Genomic DNA, 15,109 nt, shown 5'->3' on the forward strand with positions numbered 1-15,109 from the left:
GTCACTAGCGCTCCGGCGTCACTAGCGCTCCGGCGTCACCGGTCTCGGGCAGAATGGCGGCATGTCGATGACGAGTGGTGCCCTGGTCCTGGCCGGCGGCGGTGTGGCGGGAATCGCGTGGGAGACCGGCGTGCTGCTGGGTCTCCAGGATGCGGAGCCGGCTTTCGCCGACAGCCTCCTCTCCGCCGAGACGACGTTCATCGGGACGTCCGCGGGCTCGACGGTCGCTGCCCAGCTGGCGGGCGGCACGGCTCTGAGCGCGCTGTTCGAGCGACAGATCGCGGAGGAGACGGCGGAGATAGATCCGAAGGTCGACATGCAGAAGCTCCTGGCGATCTTCGGCGGCGCGATGACGGACGTCTCCTCCCCGGAGGAGGCGCGTCGTCGGATCGGCGCGGTCGCGCTCGCCGCCCGGACGGTGCCGCCGGAGGCGCGCCTCGCGGCCGTCGACGCGCGGCTCCCCGTCAAGGCGTGGGGCGCGCATCCGCTCCTGATCCCCGCCGTCGACACGGCGACCGGCGACCTGCGGGTCTTCGACCGCGCCTCCGGCGTCAGCCTCGTGGATGCGGTCGCGGCGAGCTGCGCCGTGCCGGGCGTGTGGCCGCCGGTCGAGATCGACGGGACGCTCTACATGGACGGCGGGACGCGCACCGCGGCGAACGCCGACCTGGCCGCGGGAGCCGAGCGTGTGCTGATCCTCGTGCCGGGGCCGGAGGAGTCCCCGATGGGTGCCGCCCTCCCCGCGGCGGAGCTGGCGGCGCTCGAGCCAGCACGCGTCCACGCGCTCTTCGCGGACGACGCGTCGCTCGAGGCGATCGGCGTCAACCCGCTGGACCCGTCCACCCGGCCGGCCTCCGCGAGAGCCGGGCGGGAGCTCGGCCGGCGCGTGGCGTCCCAGGTCGCCGCGTTCTGGGGCTGAGCGCCGCGCGGCCATCCATCCGCCGCAACACGCCACGCAAGCACATGCGGAGACGGCGTGTTGTGACGACTAGCCGACGGGAGCCGTCCGGATCCTGACCTCGCGCTCCATGCGCTTCTCGTGCCGCTGCCGGCCCTTGATCGCCTCGGCCTCGCGGCTCTTCGGCGGCGCGTTGGTCACCAGCTGATCGAGCATCCGCCGGGTGGCCTGGGCGATCTCGTCGATCGCCTGGTCGAACGCCGGGGTGTTCGCGCGCGACGGATGCGTGGACCCGCTCACCTTGCGGACGAACTGGAGGGCGGCCTCCCGCACCTCGTCGTCGGTCGTGGGCGGCTCGAAGTTATGAAGGCAGCGGATGTTGCGGCACATGCGCCGACGATAGTCCCGTTCGCCGTCGAACGCATCGGGCCTATACCCGCCGCCCGCGCCCGGCTTAGAGTGTCGCCGAGATCGACCGCCCGCTCAAACAGAGAGTCGAGGACGACACCGTGACCACCGGCGACGACGTGCAGCGCAGCTCCCTCCCGATCCCCGACCTGGCCTACACCGGCACGGTCACCTACGACGCGACGGATCCGGATACGCACTATCCGCCGATCACGCCGGTCCGGCCTCCCGCGGGCGCACCCAACGTGCTGGTCGTGCTGATCGACGACACCGGGTTCGGAGCGTCGAGCGCGTTCGGCGGCCCGGTGCAGACGCCCAACTTCGAGCGCGTCGCCGCCGCCGGGCTCAAGTACACGCGCTTCCACACGACGGCGTTGTGCTCGCCGACGCGCGCCGCCCTGCTGAGCGGCCGCAACCACCACTCGGTGGGGATGGGCGGGATCACCGAGATCGCGACCTCCGCCCCCGGGTACAGCTCGCTGCGCCCGAACGACTGCGCGCCGCTCGCCGAGACCCTCAAGCTGAACGGCTACAACACGGCGCAGTTCGGCAAGTGCCACGAGGTGCCGGTGTGGCAGGCGAGCGCGGTCGGGCCGTTCGACCACTGGCCGCATCCCGGAGGCGGGTTCGAGTACTTCTACGGCTTCATCGGCGGCGAGACCAACCAGTGGTACCCGGCCATCTACGAGAACACGTCGCCGGTCGAGCCGTGGGGGACGCCCGAGGAGGGCTACCACTTCATGGGCGACATGACCGACAAGGCCATCGCCTGGACCCAGCAGCAGAAGTCCCTCGCGCCGGACGTGCCGTTCTTCACCTACTTCGCCCCCGGTGCGACGCACGCGCCGCACCACGTCCCGGCCGAATGGGCCGACGCGTACACGGGGAAGTTCGACCAGGGCTGGGACGCCGTGCGCGAGGAGACCTTCGCCCGGCAGCTCGAGCTCGGCGTCATCCCGAAGGACGCGGTGCTCACCGAGCGCAGCAAGGGCATCCCCGCCTGGGACGAGATGAGCGACCTCATCAAGCCCGCACTGGCGCGGCAGATGGAGGTGTACGCCGGGTTCCTCGCGTACGCCGACCACCACGTCGGCCGGCTGCTCGACGCCTACGAGGAGCTCGGCATCCTGGACGACACCCTCGTCTACGTCATCATCGGCGACAACGGCGCCTCCGCCGAGGGCTCGATGCACGGGACGACCAACGAGGGCTTCACGATCAACCACATGAACGACATCGAGACCGAGCAGTACGTCGCCGACCACATCGCCGACATCGGCACCCCGAGCTCGTACAACCACTACGCCGTGGGCTGGGCGCACGCGATGGACACGCCCTACCAGTGGACGAAGCAGGTGGCGAGCCACTGGGGCGGCACCCGCAACGGCACGATCGTCAGCTGGCCGAACGGCGGGGTCGAGCAGGGCGGCATCCGGCACCAGTTCTCGCACGTCATCGACGTGGCGCCGACGGTGCTGGAGGCGGCGGGCATCCCGGAGCCTTCGACCGTGAACGGAGTGACGCAGCGACCGTACGAGGGCACGCCGATGAACTACACGTTCGACGGCGCGGGCGCCGAGGCGGACGAGCGCCACGAGACCCAGTACTTCGAGATGGTCGGCAACCGCGCGATCTACCACAAGGGCTGGACCGCGGTCGCGAAGCACAAGGACCCCTGGCTCAGCTCCGACCACGGTCTCGACGACGACGTGTGGGAGCTCTACAACGTCGAGCAGGACTGGACCCAGTCGCACGACCTCGCCGCCGAGGAGCCGGAGCGCCTGGCGCACCTGCAACGGCTGTTCCTGATCCAGGCCGCCCGCTACAACGTGCTGCCACTCGACATCCGCACGGCCGAGCGGTTCAACCCCGATCTCGCCGGCCGGCCGCAGCTGCAGGTGGGCACCTCGCAGAAGTTCTACCCGGGCATGCGGCGGCTCAGCGAGAACACGACGATCAACATCAAGAACAAGTCGTGGACGGTCACCGCCCAGGCGACCGTGCCCGACGCGGGCGCCGAGGGCGTGATCATCGCGCAGGGCGGCGCCTACGGCGGCTGGTCCTTCTACACGACCGGCGGCAGGCTGGCCTTCGCGTACAACCTCCTCGGCATCACCGTCGACATCGTGCGCTCCGACACGGCCGTCCCGACGGGTGCGCAGGAACTGCGCGCGCACTTCGCCTACGACGGCGGAGGCATCGGCAAAGGCGGCACCGTCACCCTCTTCGCCTGCGATCAGCAGATCGGGGAGGGCCGCGTCGAGCGCACCATCCCGTTCCAGTTCACCTTCGACGAGACCGTCGACGTGGGACGCGACCTCGCCTCCCCGGTCTCGACCGACTACGCCGCGACCGGGAACGCCTTCACCGGGACGATCGACTGGGTGCGCATCGACCTCGGCGACGACGACCACTCCCACCTGATCGAGGACCAGCACAAGATGGACGTGGCGATGCTCAAGCAGTGAGCCGGGTGGGAGTGAGACGGGTCTAGATGGCGGCGCTGAGATGAAGCAGGGTGGATGACATGCGCCGGTTCTCACAGACGGCCGCGACGAGTGCGGTCATCCTCACAGCCCTGGTCGTCACGGGCCTCGTCTCCACGGCTCCCGCCTCGGCGGCGGTCCCGTCACCGGGCCCGGGAGAGGCGGTCGTGACCGTCCGCGTCGGCGGCGACCGCGTCGACGACGCGACGGTCGCCGGGCTCCCCGGTGTGACGCTGGGGCTGTTCGCAGGCCAGGCGGACACCACCCCGACGGCGACCTGCGTGTCGGACGCCGACGGCGATTGCAGCTTCGTGGTGACCGGTGCCCTGATCGGCACGTCGCCCTGGGTGGGCGAGGTCTCGGCGCCGGCGGGATGGTTCACGAACGACAGCCTGCGCACGGGGCCGGGCAGCGGCAGTGGCTCGATCGACACCCCCTACCGCTTCCAGACGCCGGCGCTCGCCGCGGGCGGCACGTACCGGTCGACCTCCGACTTCATGTTCAGCTCCTCCAACTCGCTGAACACCCGCTCGAACGGGGTGTGGCAGCAGTCGCGGGCGAACCCTCCGCTGCCCGTGCAGTGCGGGATGGACGTCGCGCTCGTGCTCGACCTGTCGGCGTCCGTCGGCTCGAACCTCCCGACGCTGAAGAGCGCGGCCGACTCCTTCGCCGACGCGTTCGTCGGCACGCCGTCGCGGATGGCCGTGTACAGCTTCTCGGCGCAGTCGCCGAGCATCGAGGACGGCAGCGGCGCCGTCGACGAGAACCGGCCCGCGCTGCAGTCGGTCTCCACCCAGGCCGGAGCGGACGCCTTCAAGGCGACGTACGCGGGGTGGGGGCTCGGCGCCGGGACGAACTGGGACGCCGCGCTCCAGCGGGTCGCGGAGTCGGGCGTCCACTACGACGCCGTCATCGTGCTGACCGACGGCAACCCCACCCGCTGGGGCGGCGGAGCGGTGCACGGCGACGGCGCGAACACGCACTTCACCGACGTCGAAGCCGCCGTCTTCTCCGCGAACGCCATCAAAGCTCAGGGGACGCGGGTGGTCTCCTTCGGCGTGGGCAGCGGCGTGAGCGGCATCACGAGCCTCAACCTGGCCGCGATCTCCGGCCCGGTGCCGTTTGACCCCGCGAGCTACAACGTCTCGACCGCGGACTATTTCCAGATCCCCGACTTCTCGGGAGCCGGGGACGAGCTGCGGAACCTGGCGCTCTCGAACTGCTCCGGGGCGCTCACCGTCGTCAAGCAGATCGTCCCGGCGACCACGACGGGTGACGACATCACGGGCGCGGTGCCCGCCGGGGCGGGCTGGCGGTTCGACGCGTCGGCGACGACCGCTCAGGCGACGGTCGACCCGGGGTCCGCGACCACGACGGACGACGGGACCGGCGCCGTCGCCTTCGAGGTCGGCTACCCGCCGGCGGCGACCGACGCCACCGTCGCCGTGGCCGAAGTGCAGCAGGCCGGCTACACGCTCGTGCAACAGGCGGGGGCGAACGCCGTGTGCACCGATCTCACGACGGGCGACCCGGTCGCGGTCGGCGCGGGCGGCGCGCTCGGCTTCACCGTCGGCGTCGCCGCCGATCAGGCCGTGAGCTGCGCCGTGTACAACCGCGCCCCGGCGCCCGCGGCGACGGTCCAGGTCGACAAGGCCTGGGTGGTGGATGGCACCTCGTATGCGAACGGCGCCCAGCCCGCTGGCTTGTCGGCGGCGCTCGCCGTGTCTCCTCCGGGGGGAGGCGCTCCGGTGGCGCAGCCCTTCGGCTCGGTCGTGGCCGGCTACCAGGTGGGCGGCGCGGTGACCGTCGCCGAGACCACCGCCCTCGGCGCGACCGGATGCTCGCTCGTGAGCAGTCGCGTCACCGAGGCGGACGGCGCGTCGGTCGACGCGGCGCTGCCCTACTCCGCGACGCTCGCAGTGGCCGCCTCGCACTACACGATCACGAATGTGGTCACCTGCCCGACGGCGCCCACCACGCCACCGGTCCCGACCCAACCGGCGGTGTCCACCGGAACGCTGGCGGACACGGGCTCGGGTCCCGGCGGCGGCTGGGGCGCCGCAGCGGCCGTGCTCGCGCTGCTGGCGGGCACCGCGCTGGTCGGCGTCCGCGCCCGTCGGCACGTGCGCCGCGACTGAGCCGGGCATCCACTCGTCGGCCTGACAGAGAGAGGCGGCCACCCCGGAATCCGGGGCGGCCGCCTCCACGGTCAGATCAGGCCGGGAGGGACCACTGCTGGGTCCAGAGGCCGTTGCAGTCGTAGATCTGCAGCTTCGTCCCGTCGGTGGTGACGCCCTGGGGGTCGTCCAGGCAGCGGCCCGACTGCGGATTCAGGAGGGAGCCGTTGGCCTGGTGCACCCACTTTGGGCGCCAGAGCCGTTGCACTCCCACAGCTGCACCTTGGTGAAGTTGGCGGTGCCCTGCGCGTCCACGTCGAGGCACTTGCCGAACGCGCGCAGCGTGCCGTCGGGCGAGACCGCCCAGTCCTGCCCGGAGGCGACGCCGCACGTCCAGAGCTGGGCGCGGTTGCCGTTGGCAGCGGTGTTGGTGTCGACGTCGAGGCACTTCCCGCCGGGGCCGGTGATCGCCCCGGTCGGACCGGGGAGGGTGCCGACGCCGAACCGCAACTCGCACTGGTTGCCCTGGCCGAGCCAGGTGGCGGCGAAGTACAGGTACGACGTGCCGTTGCTCAGTGGGATGGCGGGCGTCGAGTAGCCGGGGCACGACGGGACGCCGGAGGCGTAGCCGCCGGTGGGGGAGACGGTCACCGGGGTGGCCGCCTCCGTCCAGTCGCCCGCGCCGAGCTGCGTGTTCGCGAACAGGACGGTGCCCGACTCGGCGAGCACGGTCTTGTTGCCGGTCGGGCCCGCGACCACCCGCTGGCCGGAGAGCAAAAGGGTGCCGTTCGGTCCGCCTCCCGCCGCCCAGGAGATGTACGGGGTGTGAAGCAACTGGCGGTCGTCGGACGTGTGCACCAGCGTGCCCTTGTCGCCCGCGGCGCCCCAGCCGAGGCCGTCCGAGCTGAACTTGATGTAGACCTCGCAGGCGTGGTCGGCGTTCGTCGCGTCGCGGCACAGCTCGTAGCTCATGACGAATCGGCCGTCGGGGAGCTTCGCGAAGGTCTGCATGCCCGGTCGCGCCAGGTTGTCGGCCGGGAAGACGACGTCGTCGGTCATCGTCGAGCTCCAGCTCGCCCCGCCGTTGGTCGACGTGTAATGGCCGATCTTCTGGTTGTTCGTGGCGCTGTCCGCCGGACGCTCGTCCGAGATGAAGCACGCCAGGGTGTTGTTGTTCGCCACCACGAACGAGGGCTCCCAGATGCCGTGGCCCCAGGAGTTCGGCAGCCCGGAGGTCTGGGTGCAGTTCGAGAGGAACTGCCAGCTCGCGCCGCCGTTCGTGCTCTTGAACACCTCCACCTTCTGGGCGGTGTAGTCGCCGACGTGCCAGGCGGTGCCCGCGGCGAGGATGTCGCCCGCGTTCAGCCCGGGGATGGTGCGCGGCACCTCGAAGAGCGTGGGCGCCTCGATGTCCCAGCCCGGCGTGTTGGAGCTGATCGTCGAGATCTGCGACCAGCTCCCGCCGCCGTTCGTGCTGCGGTAGATCGGCAGGGTGCCCGGGGCGTTGTGACCGCCCTTGGCGAAGGTGGCGAGCACGGTGTCGGCCGGGGTGCCGTCGTGCTCGAGCGCGATGGCGCGCGGATAGCCGGCGGTCCCGTTGGGGAACGTCGCGAGGTTCGGCGAGTAGAGCACGGATCCCGGTTGTGCCGCCTCGGCCGGCGGTGCCGCCGTCGGCGCGAGCGTGAGCACCGTCGCGGCCGCGAGGGCCGTGACGGCGAGCAGCGACAGCCGTCGCCCTCGACGCATGATGCGTTCCATGAAGAGTCCTCTCTGGTGAGGCGTCCGCGGCTTTGCGGACGTTGCAAACGACCCTGGCAGGCATTTGCCATCGTTGCAAGAGGCGAAATGGAGGACCGAGGTGCGCTCGGGACGTGCCGGCCGGTCTCAGCCGGCGGACGTGGTGCTCTCGCGCACGACCAGGCGGTGCGGGGCGACGACCTCTTCCGCGGGCAGCTCCGGCTCGTCGATCCGGGCGACGATCCGGCGCACGGCTTCGCGCGCGATGAAGGGGGTGTCGAGGGAGACGGTGCTCAGGGAGGGGCGGGCGAATCGCCCCTCCTCCACGTCGTCGATGCCGATGACGGCGACATCCTCAGGGACGCGCAGGCCGGCGTCGAACACCGCGCGCATGGCGCCGATCGCGAGCAGATCGGAGAAGCAGAAGATTGCGTCGGGCCGCTGGTCGAGCTCGAGGAGCGCCTGTGCCGCCGCGTAGCCGTCGGGGCGGCTGTAGTGGGCGGCGGTCCGCACGAGGTCCGGCTCGTACGGGAGGCCCGCCTCCACCAGGGCGTCGGCGTACCCGGATGCGCGCTGCAGGGGAGTGGCGTACTCCTCGGCGGGCTGCGAGCCGATGGCGGCGATGCGGCTGCGGCCGGTCGCGACCAGGTGCGCGACGGCATCCTTCGCCGCCTGCACGTTGTCGATCGCGACGTGGTCGTAGCGGCCGTCGAAGTCGTGCTCGCCGAGCAGTACCAGCGGCATGCGGGTGGCGCCGTGCATGTCGAGCAGCTCCGCCTGCGTGACGAGCGGGCTGAAGAGCAGACCGTCGAACAGCATCGTGCGGTCGTCGCCGAGCAGCAGCTGCCGCTCGCGCTCGTGGTCGTGGCCGGTCTGGTCGATCATCACGCGGTAGCCGACCTCCGCCGCGGCGTCGATGATGTCCCTCGCCAGCTCGCTGAAGTACGGGACGTCGATCTCGGGGACGACGAGCGCGAGCATCCCGGTGCGTCCGGTGCGCAGTGTGCGAGCGACCGGATTCGGGCGGTAGTCGAGCTCCTCGATGGCGGCGAGGACGCGGGCCCGCATCTGCTCGCTGACGTGCTCGTAATCGCTCACCACGTTCGAGACGGTCCTCACGGAGACCTGGGCGAGCTGGGCGACGTCACGGAGCGTTGCTGGCATGGATTCATCGTAGCGTTTGCAACGTACGCAAACGAGCGTTACAGTTTGCATACGTTGGCAAAACACGAGGGAGTGTCCCCATGAACCACCACCCGAAACGGCGAGCGCGCGGCCTGGCCGTCGCCGGCGCGCTCGTCGCGACCGCATTGACCCTGACCGCCTGCGGCCCGGACATCGGCAGCGGCGGCTCCGCCACGGCGTCCGACCGGCTGCAGGCGCCGACCAGCGATCAGCCCGAGGGCGAGATCACGATCTGGGACCGGTCCGGCGACCTGTACAAGGTCTTCGACGGCGTCATCGCGGACTTCAACAAGAAGTACCCGAAGATCACGGTCCACCACGAGGCCGTCGACATCAACGCCAAGCTCCAGAACACGCTCATCACCGGAACCGACGTGCCCGACGGCGTGTTCCTCGACGACGCGATGGTCAGCGGCTACGCCGACCACCTCTGGGACCTCAGCGACGTGCTGAAGCCCTACCTGAAGGACATCGCCCCGCAGAAGGTCGACGCGAACACGGTCGACGGCGGGATCTACGGGGTGCCGTACGACCTCAACCCCGGCCTCCTCTACTACAACGCGAAGGCACTGGAGTCGGTCGGCATCGACGCGTCGACCATCAAGACGTACGACGACCTGCTCGCCGCGGCCCGCGCCTACCAGAAGGCCAAGCCGGGCTCGCACCCCATCCACCTCGAGCAGGGCGGGTTCCTCGGGCAGCTGCAGCTGGAGATGTTCGCCAGCCAGCTCGGCACGTCCCTCGCGGACGCGAAGGGAAAGCTGCGGCTCGACAGCCCGGAGTACAAGCAGATCCTCACCTACCTCGACACCGTGCAGAAGGAGGGGCTCGGCACCCGCGCCGAGTACCTCGGCCAGAGCGACATCGCCGAGATGGAGGCCGGCAACGAGGTCTTCTACCCGTGGGCCATCTGGTTCAGCTTCGCGCCGCAGCAGCTGCTCAAGGACACCGGCGGCGACTGGCGCGCGATGGAGCTGCCCGCCTGGAAGGACGGCGGCGCACGCAGTGGCGCGATGGGCGGATCATCGTTCGTGCTGCCCAAGGACGGCAAGAACTCCCAGCTGGCGTGGCTGTTCTACAAGTTCCTGATGTACGACGAGGCCGGCTACTCGGCGGTGTGGGGCCCGAGCAGCACCTACCCGGAGGGGCTGAACACGTCCATCCCGGCCTACCTGCCCGCGGCCGATCCGTCGAAGCCGCTGTTCAAGCCCGTGCCCGCGCTCGGCGACCAGGACCTCTGGAAGGTCGCCACCGAGGCCGGCAAGCAGATCCCCGCCGGAACGGCCATCCCGTCCTGGTGGAACGCGTCGACCGACTACCTCGGCACCGACCTGCAGAAGATGTACGACGGCGACCTCACCCCCGACCAGGTGATCAAGGACGCCGGCTCGTCCATCCAGACCAACCTCATCGACCGGCAGTGAGCACCACGACACCATGACGACGACAGTCCTCCCCTCCGCGGCCCGGCCGCGCGCCCGCCGCGGCGGCACCCGGATGCGACGGCGCATCGCGCCCTACCTCTTCGTGCTCCCGTTCGTGGCGATCTTCCTCGCCTTCAGCGTCTATCCGCTGATCTTCACGGCGCGACTGAGCTTCACGAACTGGCACGGGGCCGGCGCCGCGGAGTGGGTGGGCTGGGACAACTACACGTATCTGCTCGGGAGCCCCGCCTTCTGGAGCTCGCTCGGCAACTCGGCGGTGCTCTGGCTGCTGATCGTGCCGATCCAGATCGTGCTCGCGGTGATCGTCGCCGTGCTGCTCGACTCGGCGAAGCTGCGGCTGCGCGGGATGTACCGGGTCGCGTTCATCGTCCCCTTCGTCACCCCGCTCGTGGCGGTGGCGCAGATCTGGGTCGTGCTGTTCGACCAGGACCACGGAGCGGTGAACGCGCTCCTCGGCCTGGTCGGCATCCCGGACGTCGGCTGGCTCACGACGAGCGCGTGGGCCAAGCCGACGCTCGCCCTGCTGTTCCTCTGGAAGACCACCGGGTTCATCGTGATCATCCTGCTGTCGGGGCTGCAGTCCATCGACCGCTCGATGTACGAGGCGGCGGACCTCGACGGCGCCTCGCCCATCCGGCAGCTGTGGAGCATCACCGTGCCGCTGCTGCGCCGCACGATCATGTTCGCGGTCGTGCTGCAGACCCTGGCGGTGTTCCAGATGTTCGCGGAGCCGTTCGTCGTGACGCAGGGCGGCCCGTACAACTCGACCACCACGGCCGGGTACTACCTCTACAACCACATCACCCGGGCGGACCTCGGCACGGGGGCGGCGAACTCGTTCCTGCTCGTCATCCTCGTGATGATCCTGTCGCTGTTCTTCGTCCGCATGCTCCGAGCGAAGGACTGACGCCATGACGACGACCCCCACCGTCCTCGACGGCCCGTCCGGCGCCGCACCGGCCGCGCCGTCGCCCGCCGACCGGATCCCGCCGGCACCGCGGAAGCGGCGCACCCGCCCACGGATCGGCACGCAGGCCTTCCTGCTCGTCCTGATGGTCGCCTTCCTCGCGCCGGTGGTCTGGGCGATCGTGTCGGCCTTCAAACCGGCCAACGACATCATCCGCGACCCGCTCGGCTTCGACCCGGGATCGTTCACCCTGGACAACTTCACGGCGATGTTCCACGACGTGCCGATCGCGCACGGGTTCCTCAACACGGCGATCGTGCTGGTGGTCAAGGGTGCGATCACGCTCTTCTTCGCCCCACTGGCCGCCTACGCGTTCGCGAAGTACGACTTCATCGGCAAGAACCTCATCTTCGGCGCGGTGCTCATCACCCTCATGCTCCCGACGATCGTGCTGATCATCCCGCTGCTGCTGGAGATGAAGACGTTCGGCTGGGTGAACACGTACCAGGCGCTCATCCTGCCGGGCTCGGTCGACGCCTTCGCGATCTTCTGGATGCGGCAGGTCATCAGCGCCGTGCCCGACGAGCTGCTCGACGCGGCCCGCGTCGACGGCTGCGGCGAGTTCGGGATCTTCTGGCGCGTGGTCGTCCCGGTCATCCGGCCCGGACTGGCCGGGCTCGCCGTGCTGACCATCATGAACATCTACAACGACTTCGTCTGGCCGGTGGTCGCGGCGAGCTCCGACCGCATGGCCACCCTGCAGGTCGTGCTCTCCACGCTCGCGCAGAACATCACCGGCAACCGGATCGGCGCCGACTACGCCACGGTCACCGGCGAACTGCTCGCCGCGAGCTCCCTCGCCCTGATCCCTCTGCTGGTGCTCTTCATCGTGCTCCAGCGTCACTTCATCAACGGCATCCTCGCCGGCAGCGTGAAAGGCTGAACATGACACTCTCCCCGACCGATTCCCTCGTCACCGCGCCCCCGGCGACGTCGGATCAGCCCCGCCCCGAGTACCCGAGGCCCGACCTCGACCGCTCGCAGCGCTGGCTGAACCTCAACGGCCGCTGGGACTTCGACGGCGCCGACGCGCCGGGCAGCATCCTCGTGCCGTTCGCGTGGGAGACGGCCGCGTCGGGCGTGCAGCGCACCTGGCTCGAGCGCGCCGTCTACCGTCGCAGCGTCACCGTGCCAGCGGACTGGACCGGCTCGCGCGTCGTGCTGAGCTTCGGCGCCGTGCACCATCACGCCGTCGTCCGCATCGACGGCAGCCTCGTCGGCGAGCACACCGGCGGCTACGAGTCGTTCGAGTTCGACGTGACCGCGTTCCTGGTGCCGGGCATCCCGTCGGAGCTCTCCGTGGAGGTCGACGCCCCGGCCGACAAGCGCGCCATCGCGCACGGCAAGCAGCGCTCCATCCCGCGCGACGACTACGACGGCGTCTCGTTCACGCCGACCTCCGGCATCTGGCAGACGGTCTGGCTGGAGGCACGCGGACGCACCTACGCCCGTACCGTCACTCTGCGGGGAGACAGCCTGACCGGCATCGACCTGGTCGTCGAGACCGCCGGCGACTCCGCGGCCGGCGCCGTCGTGCACGCCCGGGTGCTCGAGACGGGCGAGTCCGTCGAGCTGCACGCGGACGCCTCCGGCCGCGCCGCCGGTCGGATCGACCTGGCGGAGCCCCGGCTGTGGTCGCCCGCGCATCCCGAGCTGTACCGCGTGGAGGTGCGCGTCGGCGATGAGGGGGACGATGACGGCATCGACACCGTCGTCGCGACGACCGGGCTGCGCCGCATCGAGACGCGCGGCGAGCAGCTGTTCCTCAACGGGGAGCGCTTCTTCATGCGCGGCGTGCTCGACCAGGGCTACTGGCCCGAGACGGGTCTGACCGCGCCGGATGCCGCCGCCCTGGTGAAGGACGTCGCGCTCGCCCGCGAGCTCGGCTACACCCTGGTGCGCAAGCACCTGAAGTTCGAGGAGCCGCTCTGGCTGCACGAGGCGGACCGCACCGGGATGCTCGTCTGGGCCGAGCCCGCATGCCCCAGCCGGTTCTCCGAGGAGGCCGCCGCCGCGTTCGAGGCGCAGCTTCCCGCGATGGTCGAGCGCGACGGCAACCACCCGTCGATCGTGATCTGGGGCCTCTACAACGAGGAGTGGGGGCTGGACTGGGACATCCCGGGCAGCACCTCCCGTGCCACGGCCGCCGAGCGCGCCTACGACCTGCTGCGGGCGCTCGACGACACCCGGCCGATCGTCGAGAACTCGGGCTGGTCGCACGTGCGCTCCGACCTCGTCGACTGGCACTACTACGAGCCGGACATCGCCCGGTGGCGGGATGCCGTGGCCGCGATGGCCGACGGCTCGCAGGAGGCGTTCCCGGTGCGGCTCGGACCGGACTTCATCGTCGACAAGTCCTTCTACGCGTCGGACGACTTCCCGCGCACCGGGGTCCCCATCGTCAACAGCGAGTACGGCGAGGGCTTCACCAGCCTGGAGCGGGCCTGGCACCTCCGCTGGGAGACGCAGGAGCTGCGCCGCCACGACCGCTTCGCCGGCTACGTGTACACCGAGTTCGCCGACGTCGAGCACGAGGCCGCGGGGCTCCTCACCACCGATCGTCGCGCGAAGGACTGGGGCGGCTGCATCCCGGCCGACGTCAACGCCGACACGGTGATCGTGCTCGACCTCGTCCCGCTCCGCGCCGGTGCGGACATCGAGCCGTCGGCCTCGCCGCTCGACCTGGTCGCGCACGTGTCGCACCACGGCACCGACGCGCTGCGCACACAGCTGCACGCCGCCTGGCTGTCGGCCGGAGCGCCGGTGGACGGAGCCTCGGCATCGGCCGCGCAGCTGCGGCCCGACGCGTCGAGCACCGAGGTGGAGGTCGCCCCCTTCGAGCTCTCGGGGGAGCTGCGGATCACCGTCCCGGCGCACGAGGGCACCGGGCGCCTCCTGCTCTGGCTGACCGATCCGAGCGGCGCGACGGTGGGTCGCGCGTTCCTCGACGCGGCCCCCGTCGAGGAGCCGAACCGGCGGGGAGCGCGGACCGCGGAGTGAGGGGGTGGGGCGTGCCGAGTCGCGCACGCCCCACCACTCGCCGTGGCCGCCGTCATGAACCGCAATCCCGGCGGGCTCGCCGGCCGCGTCTCCGCTAGCGTCCGAGGCATGAGCGACTATTTCGACCGCGAAGCCGACAAGACGTACACCCGGGTCTACAAGAAGGAGACGCCGGACATCCTGAAGGCGTTCGTCGACTTCGACGAGGCCGTGTTCGCCTCCGAGGGCCGTGCCGTCCCGCTGAAGTTCCGCGAGCTCATCGCCGTCGCGGTCGGGATCACCACGCAGTGCGTCTACTGCATCGACGCGCACTCGAAGCGCGCCGTCGCCGCGGGCGCGACCGAGGAGGAGCTGGCGGAGGCCGCCTGGGTCGCGACCGCCATCCGCGCCGGCGGCGGCTTCGCCCACGGTCGCCTCGCGTTCAAGTTCGGCGAGGCGGAGCACTCGCACTGACCGGAGCGGGTGCCCGGCGCGCTTTCAGCGCGCGCCGAGCGGCGCGAAGAAGTTGACGAGGTTGCCGTCCGGGTCCGCGACGAGGAGCGACCGGTTGCCCCACGGCATGTCGGCGGGCGCCTGCACGATGCGGGTGCCGCCGTCGCGCAGGGTCTCGAAGGTGGCATCCACATCGTCCACGCGGAAGTCGAGGCACACCGAGTGGTTCGCGCCGGCGCGCATCCCGCTGTCGCCCATCGCGGCGGTGGTCTGCGTGCTCGCGATCGCCAGCTTGCCGGAGAGCGTGACCAACTCGGCGAAGAGCGGGTGGATGCGGTTCGCGGACAGGCCGGTCACCTGCTCGTAGAACGTGACGAGCGCGTCGACGTCGTCGGTGAAGATGCGGGTGGCGGCAAGATCCATGGGGTCGGAGT

Annotated in this window: 13 protein-coding genes; 8 read left to right on the plus strand and 5 right to left on the minus strand. The window is 70.6% G+C overall.

The window, feature by feature from the left end:
• The first annotated feature begins 61 nt into the window (after positions 1-61).
• A complete protein-coding gene (locus BGO91_RS11230; RefSeq protein WP_290472844.1) occupies positions 62-919 on the plus strand; it encodes a patatin-like phospholipase family protein in 858 nt (285 codons plus the stop codon).
• Positions 920-988: 69 nt separating this feature from the next.
• On the opposite strand, the gene BGO91_RS11235 is transcribed toward BGO91_RS11230, so the two are convergent.
• Positions 989-1,288 (minus strand): DUF2277 domain-containing protein, encoded by a 300-nt coding sequence (locus tag BGO91_RS11235; RefSeq protein ID WP_290472845.1) that lies wholly within the window; start codon positions 1,286-1,288, stop codon positions 989-991.
• 119 nt (positions 1,289-1,407) lie between these two features.
• Here BGO91_RS11235 and BGO91_RS11240 point away from each other — a divergent pair, with 119 nt between their 5' ends.
• Positions 1,408-3,774, plus strand: a complete 2,367-nt coding sequence (locus BGO91_RS11240; protein WP_290472846.1) for an arylsulfatase — start codon at positions 1,408-1,410, stop codon at positions 3,772-3,774.
• A gap of 59 nt (positions 3,775-3,833) precedes the next feature.
• Complete coding sequence (locus BGO91_RS11245) at positions 3,834-5,930, plus strand: vWA domain-containing protein (RefSeq protein WP_290472847.1); 2,097 nt, start codon at positions 3,834-3,836, stop codon at positions 5,928-5,930.
• Between the two features lie 76 nt (positions 5,931-6,006).
• Here BGO91_RS11245 and BGO91_RS11250 read toward each other — a convergent pair whose 3' ends face one another.
• The 3 genes from BGO91_RS11250 to BGO91_RS11260 all read right to left on the minus strand — a co-directional run bounded on the left by BGO91_RS11250 (position 6,007) and on the right by BGO91_RS11260 (position 8,810).
• On the minus strand, positions 6,007-6,150 hold the full coding sequence (locus tag BGO91_RS11250; protein ID WP_290472848.1) for a ricin-type beta-trefoil lectin domain protein: 144 nt from the start codon (positions 6,148-6,150) through the stop codon (positions 6,007-6,009).
• A complete protein-coding gene (locus BGO91_RS11255) occupies positions 6,123-7,667 on the minus strand; it encodes a ricin-type beta-trefoil lectin domain protein (protein WP_290472849.1) in 1,545 nt (514 codons plus the stop codon). Before BGO91_RS11255 ends, BGO91_RS11250 begins: the two co-directional genes overlap by 28 nt.
• A gap of 126 nt (positions 7,668-7,793) precedes the next feature.
• Complete coding sequence (locus BGO91_RS11260) at positions 7,794-8,810, minus strand: LacI family DNA-binding transcriptional regulator (protein WP_290472850.1); 1,017 nt, start codon at positions 8,808-8,810, stop codon at positions 7,794-7,796.
• Positions 8,811-8,890: 80 nt separating this feature from the next.
• Here BGO91_RS11260 and BGO91_RS11265 point away from each other — a divergent pair, with 80 nt between their 5' ends.
• The 5 genes from BGO91_RS11265 to BGO91_RS11285 all read left to right on the plus strand — a co-directional run bounded on the left by BGO91_RS11265 (position 8,891) and on the right by BGO91_RS11285 (position 14,696).
• Positions 8,891-10,255, plus strand: coding sequence for an extracellular solute-binding protein (locus BGO91_RS11265; protein WP_290472851.1), 1,365 nt, complete (start codon positions 8,891-8,893; stop codon positions 10,253-10,255).
• 13 nt (positions 10,256-10,268) lie between these two features.
• Positions 10,269-11,183 carry a carbohydrate ABC transporter permease gene (locus tag BGO91_RS11270; RefSeq protein WP_290472852.1) on the plus strand — a complete coding sequence of 305 codons (915 nt, stop codon included), beginning with the start codon at positions 10,269-10,271 and terminating at the stop codon, positions 11,181-11,183.
• A 4-nt stretch (positions 11,184-11,187) separates the two neighbouring features.
• The gene (locus BGO91_RS11275) at positions 11,188-12,126 is read left to right on the plus strand and encodes a carbohydrate ABC transporter permease (protein WP_290472853.1); all 939 of its coding nucleotides are present in this window, start codon (positions 11,188-11,190) and stop codon (positions 12,124-12,126) included.
• 2 nt (positions 12,127-12,128) lie between these two features.
• Positions 12,129-14,243: a glycoside hydrolase family 2 protein gene (locus tag BGO91_RS11280; protein WP_290472854.1), complete on the plus strand. Its 2,115-nt coding sequence runs from the start codon at positions 12,129-12,131 to the stop codon at positions 14,241-14,243.
• A gap of 108 nt (positions 14,244-14,351) precedes the next feature.
• A complete protein-coding gene (locus BGO91_RS11285; protein WP_290472855.1) occupies positions 14,352-14,696 on the plus strand; it encodes a carboxymuconolactone decarboxylase family protein in 345 nt (114 codons plus the stop codon).
• Between the two features lie 24 nt (positions 14,697-14,720).
• On the opposite strand, the gene BGO91_RS11290 is transcribed toward BGO91_RS11285, so the two are convergent.
• Positions 14,721-15,098: a VOC family protein gene (locus tag BGO91_RS11290; protein WP_290472856.1), complete on the minus strand. Its 378-nt coding sequence runs from the start codon at positions 15,096-15,098 to the stop codon at positions 14,721-14,723.
• Positions 15,099-15,109 lie beyond the last annotated feature (11 nt).

It is taken from the genome of Leifsonia sp. 71-9 (genome assembly GCF_001898805.1).
Lineage (GTDB): Bacteria > Actinomycetota > Actinomycetes > Actinomycetales > Microbacteriaceae > Leifsonia.

What these genes read in the sequence shown, in the direction of transcription:
- BGO91_RS11285 (WP_290472855.1), top strand. Translation starts at nt 14,352, where the DNA reads ATGAGCGACTATTTCGACCGCGAAGCCGACAAGACGTACACCCGGGTC.
- BGO91_RS11270 (WP_290472852.1), top strand. Translation starts at nt 10,269, where the DNA reads ATGACGACGACAGTCCTCCCCTCCGCGGCCCGGCCGCGCGCCCGCCGC.
- BGO91_RS11235 (WP_290472845.1), bottom strand. Translation starts at nt 1,288, where the DNA reads ATGTGCCGCAACATCCGCTGCCTTCATAACTTCGAGCCGCCCACGACC.
- BGO91_RS11275 (WP_290472853.1), top strand. Translation starts at nt 11,188, where the DNA reads ATGACGACGACCCCCACCGTCCTCGACGGCCCGTCCGGCGCCGCACCG.
- BGO91_RS11265 (WP_290472851.1), top strand. Translation starts at nt 8,891, where the DNA reads ATGAACCACCACCCGAAACGGCGAGCGCGCGGCCTGGCCGTCGCCGGC.
- BGO91_RS11290 (WP_290472856.1), bottom strand. Translation starts at nt 15,098, where the DNA reads ATGGATCTTGCCGCCACCCGCATCTTCACCGACGACGTCGACGCGCTC.
- BGO91_RS11280 (WP_290472854.1), top strand. Translation starts at nt 12,129, where the DNA reads ATGACACTCTCCCCGACCGATTCCCTCGTCACCGCGCCCCCGGCGACG.
- BGO91_RS11255 (WP_290472849.1), bottom strand. Translation starts at nt 7,667, where the DNA reads ATGGAACGCATCATGCGTCGAGGGCGACGGCTGTCGCTGCTCGCCGTC.
- BGO91_RS11230 (WP_290472844.1), top strand. Translation starts at nt 62, where the DNA reads ATGTCGATGACGAGTGGTGCCCTGGTCCTGGCCGGCGGCGGTGTGGCG.
- BGO91_RS11245 (WP_290472847.1), top strand. Translation starts at nt 3,834, where the DNA reads ATGCGCCGGTTCTCACAGACGGCCGCGACGAGTGCGGTCATCCTCACA.
- BGO91_RS11260 (WP_290472850.1), bottom strand. Translation starts at nt 8,810, where the DNA reads ATGCCAGCAACGCTCCGTGACGTCGCCCAGCTCGCCCAGGTCTCCGTG.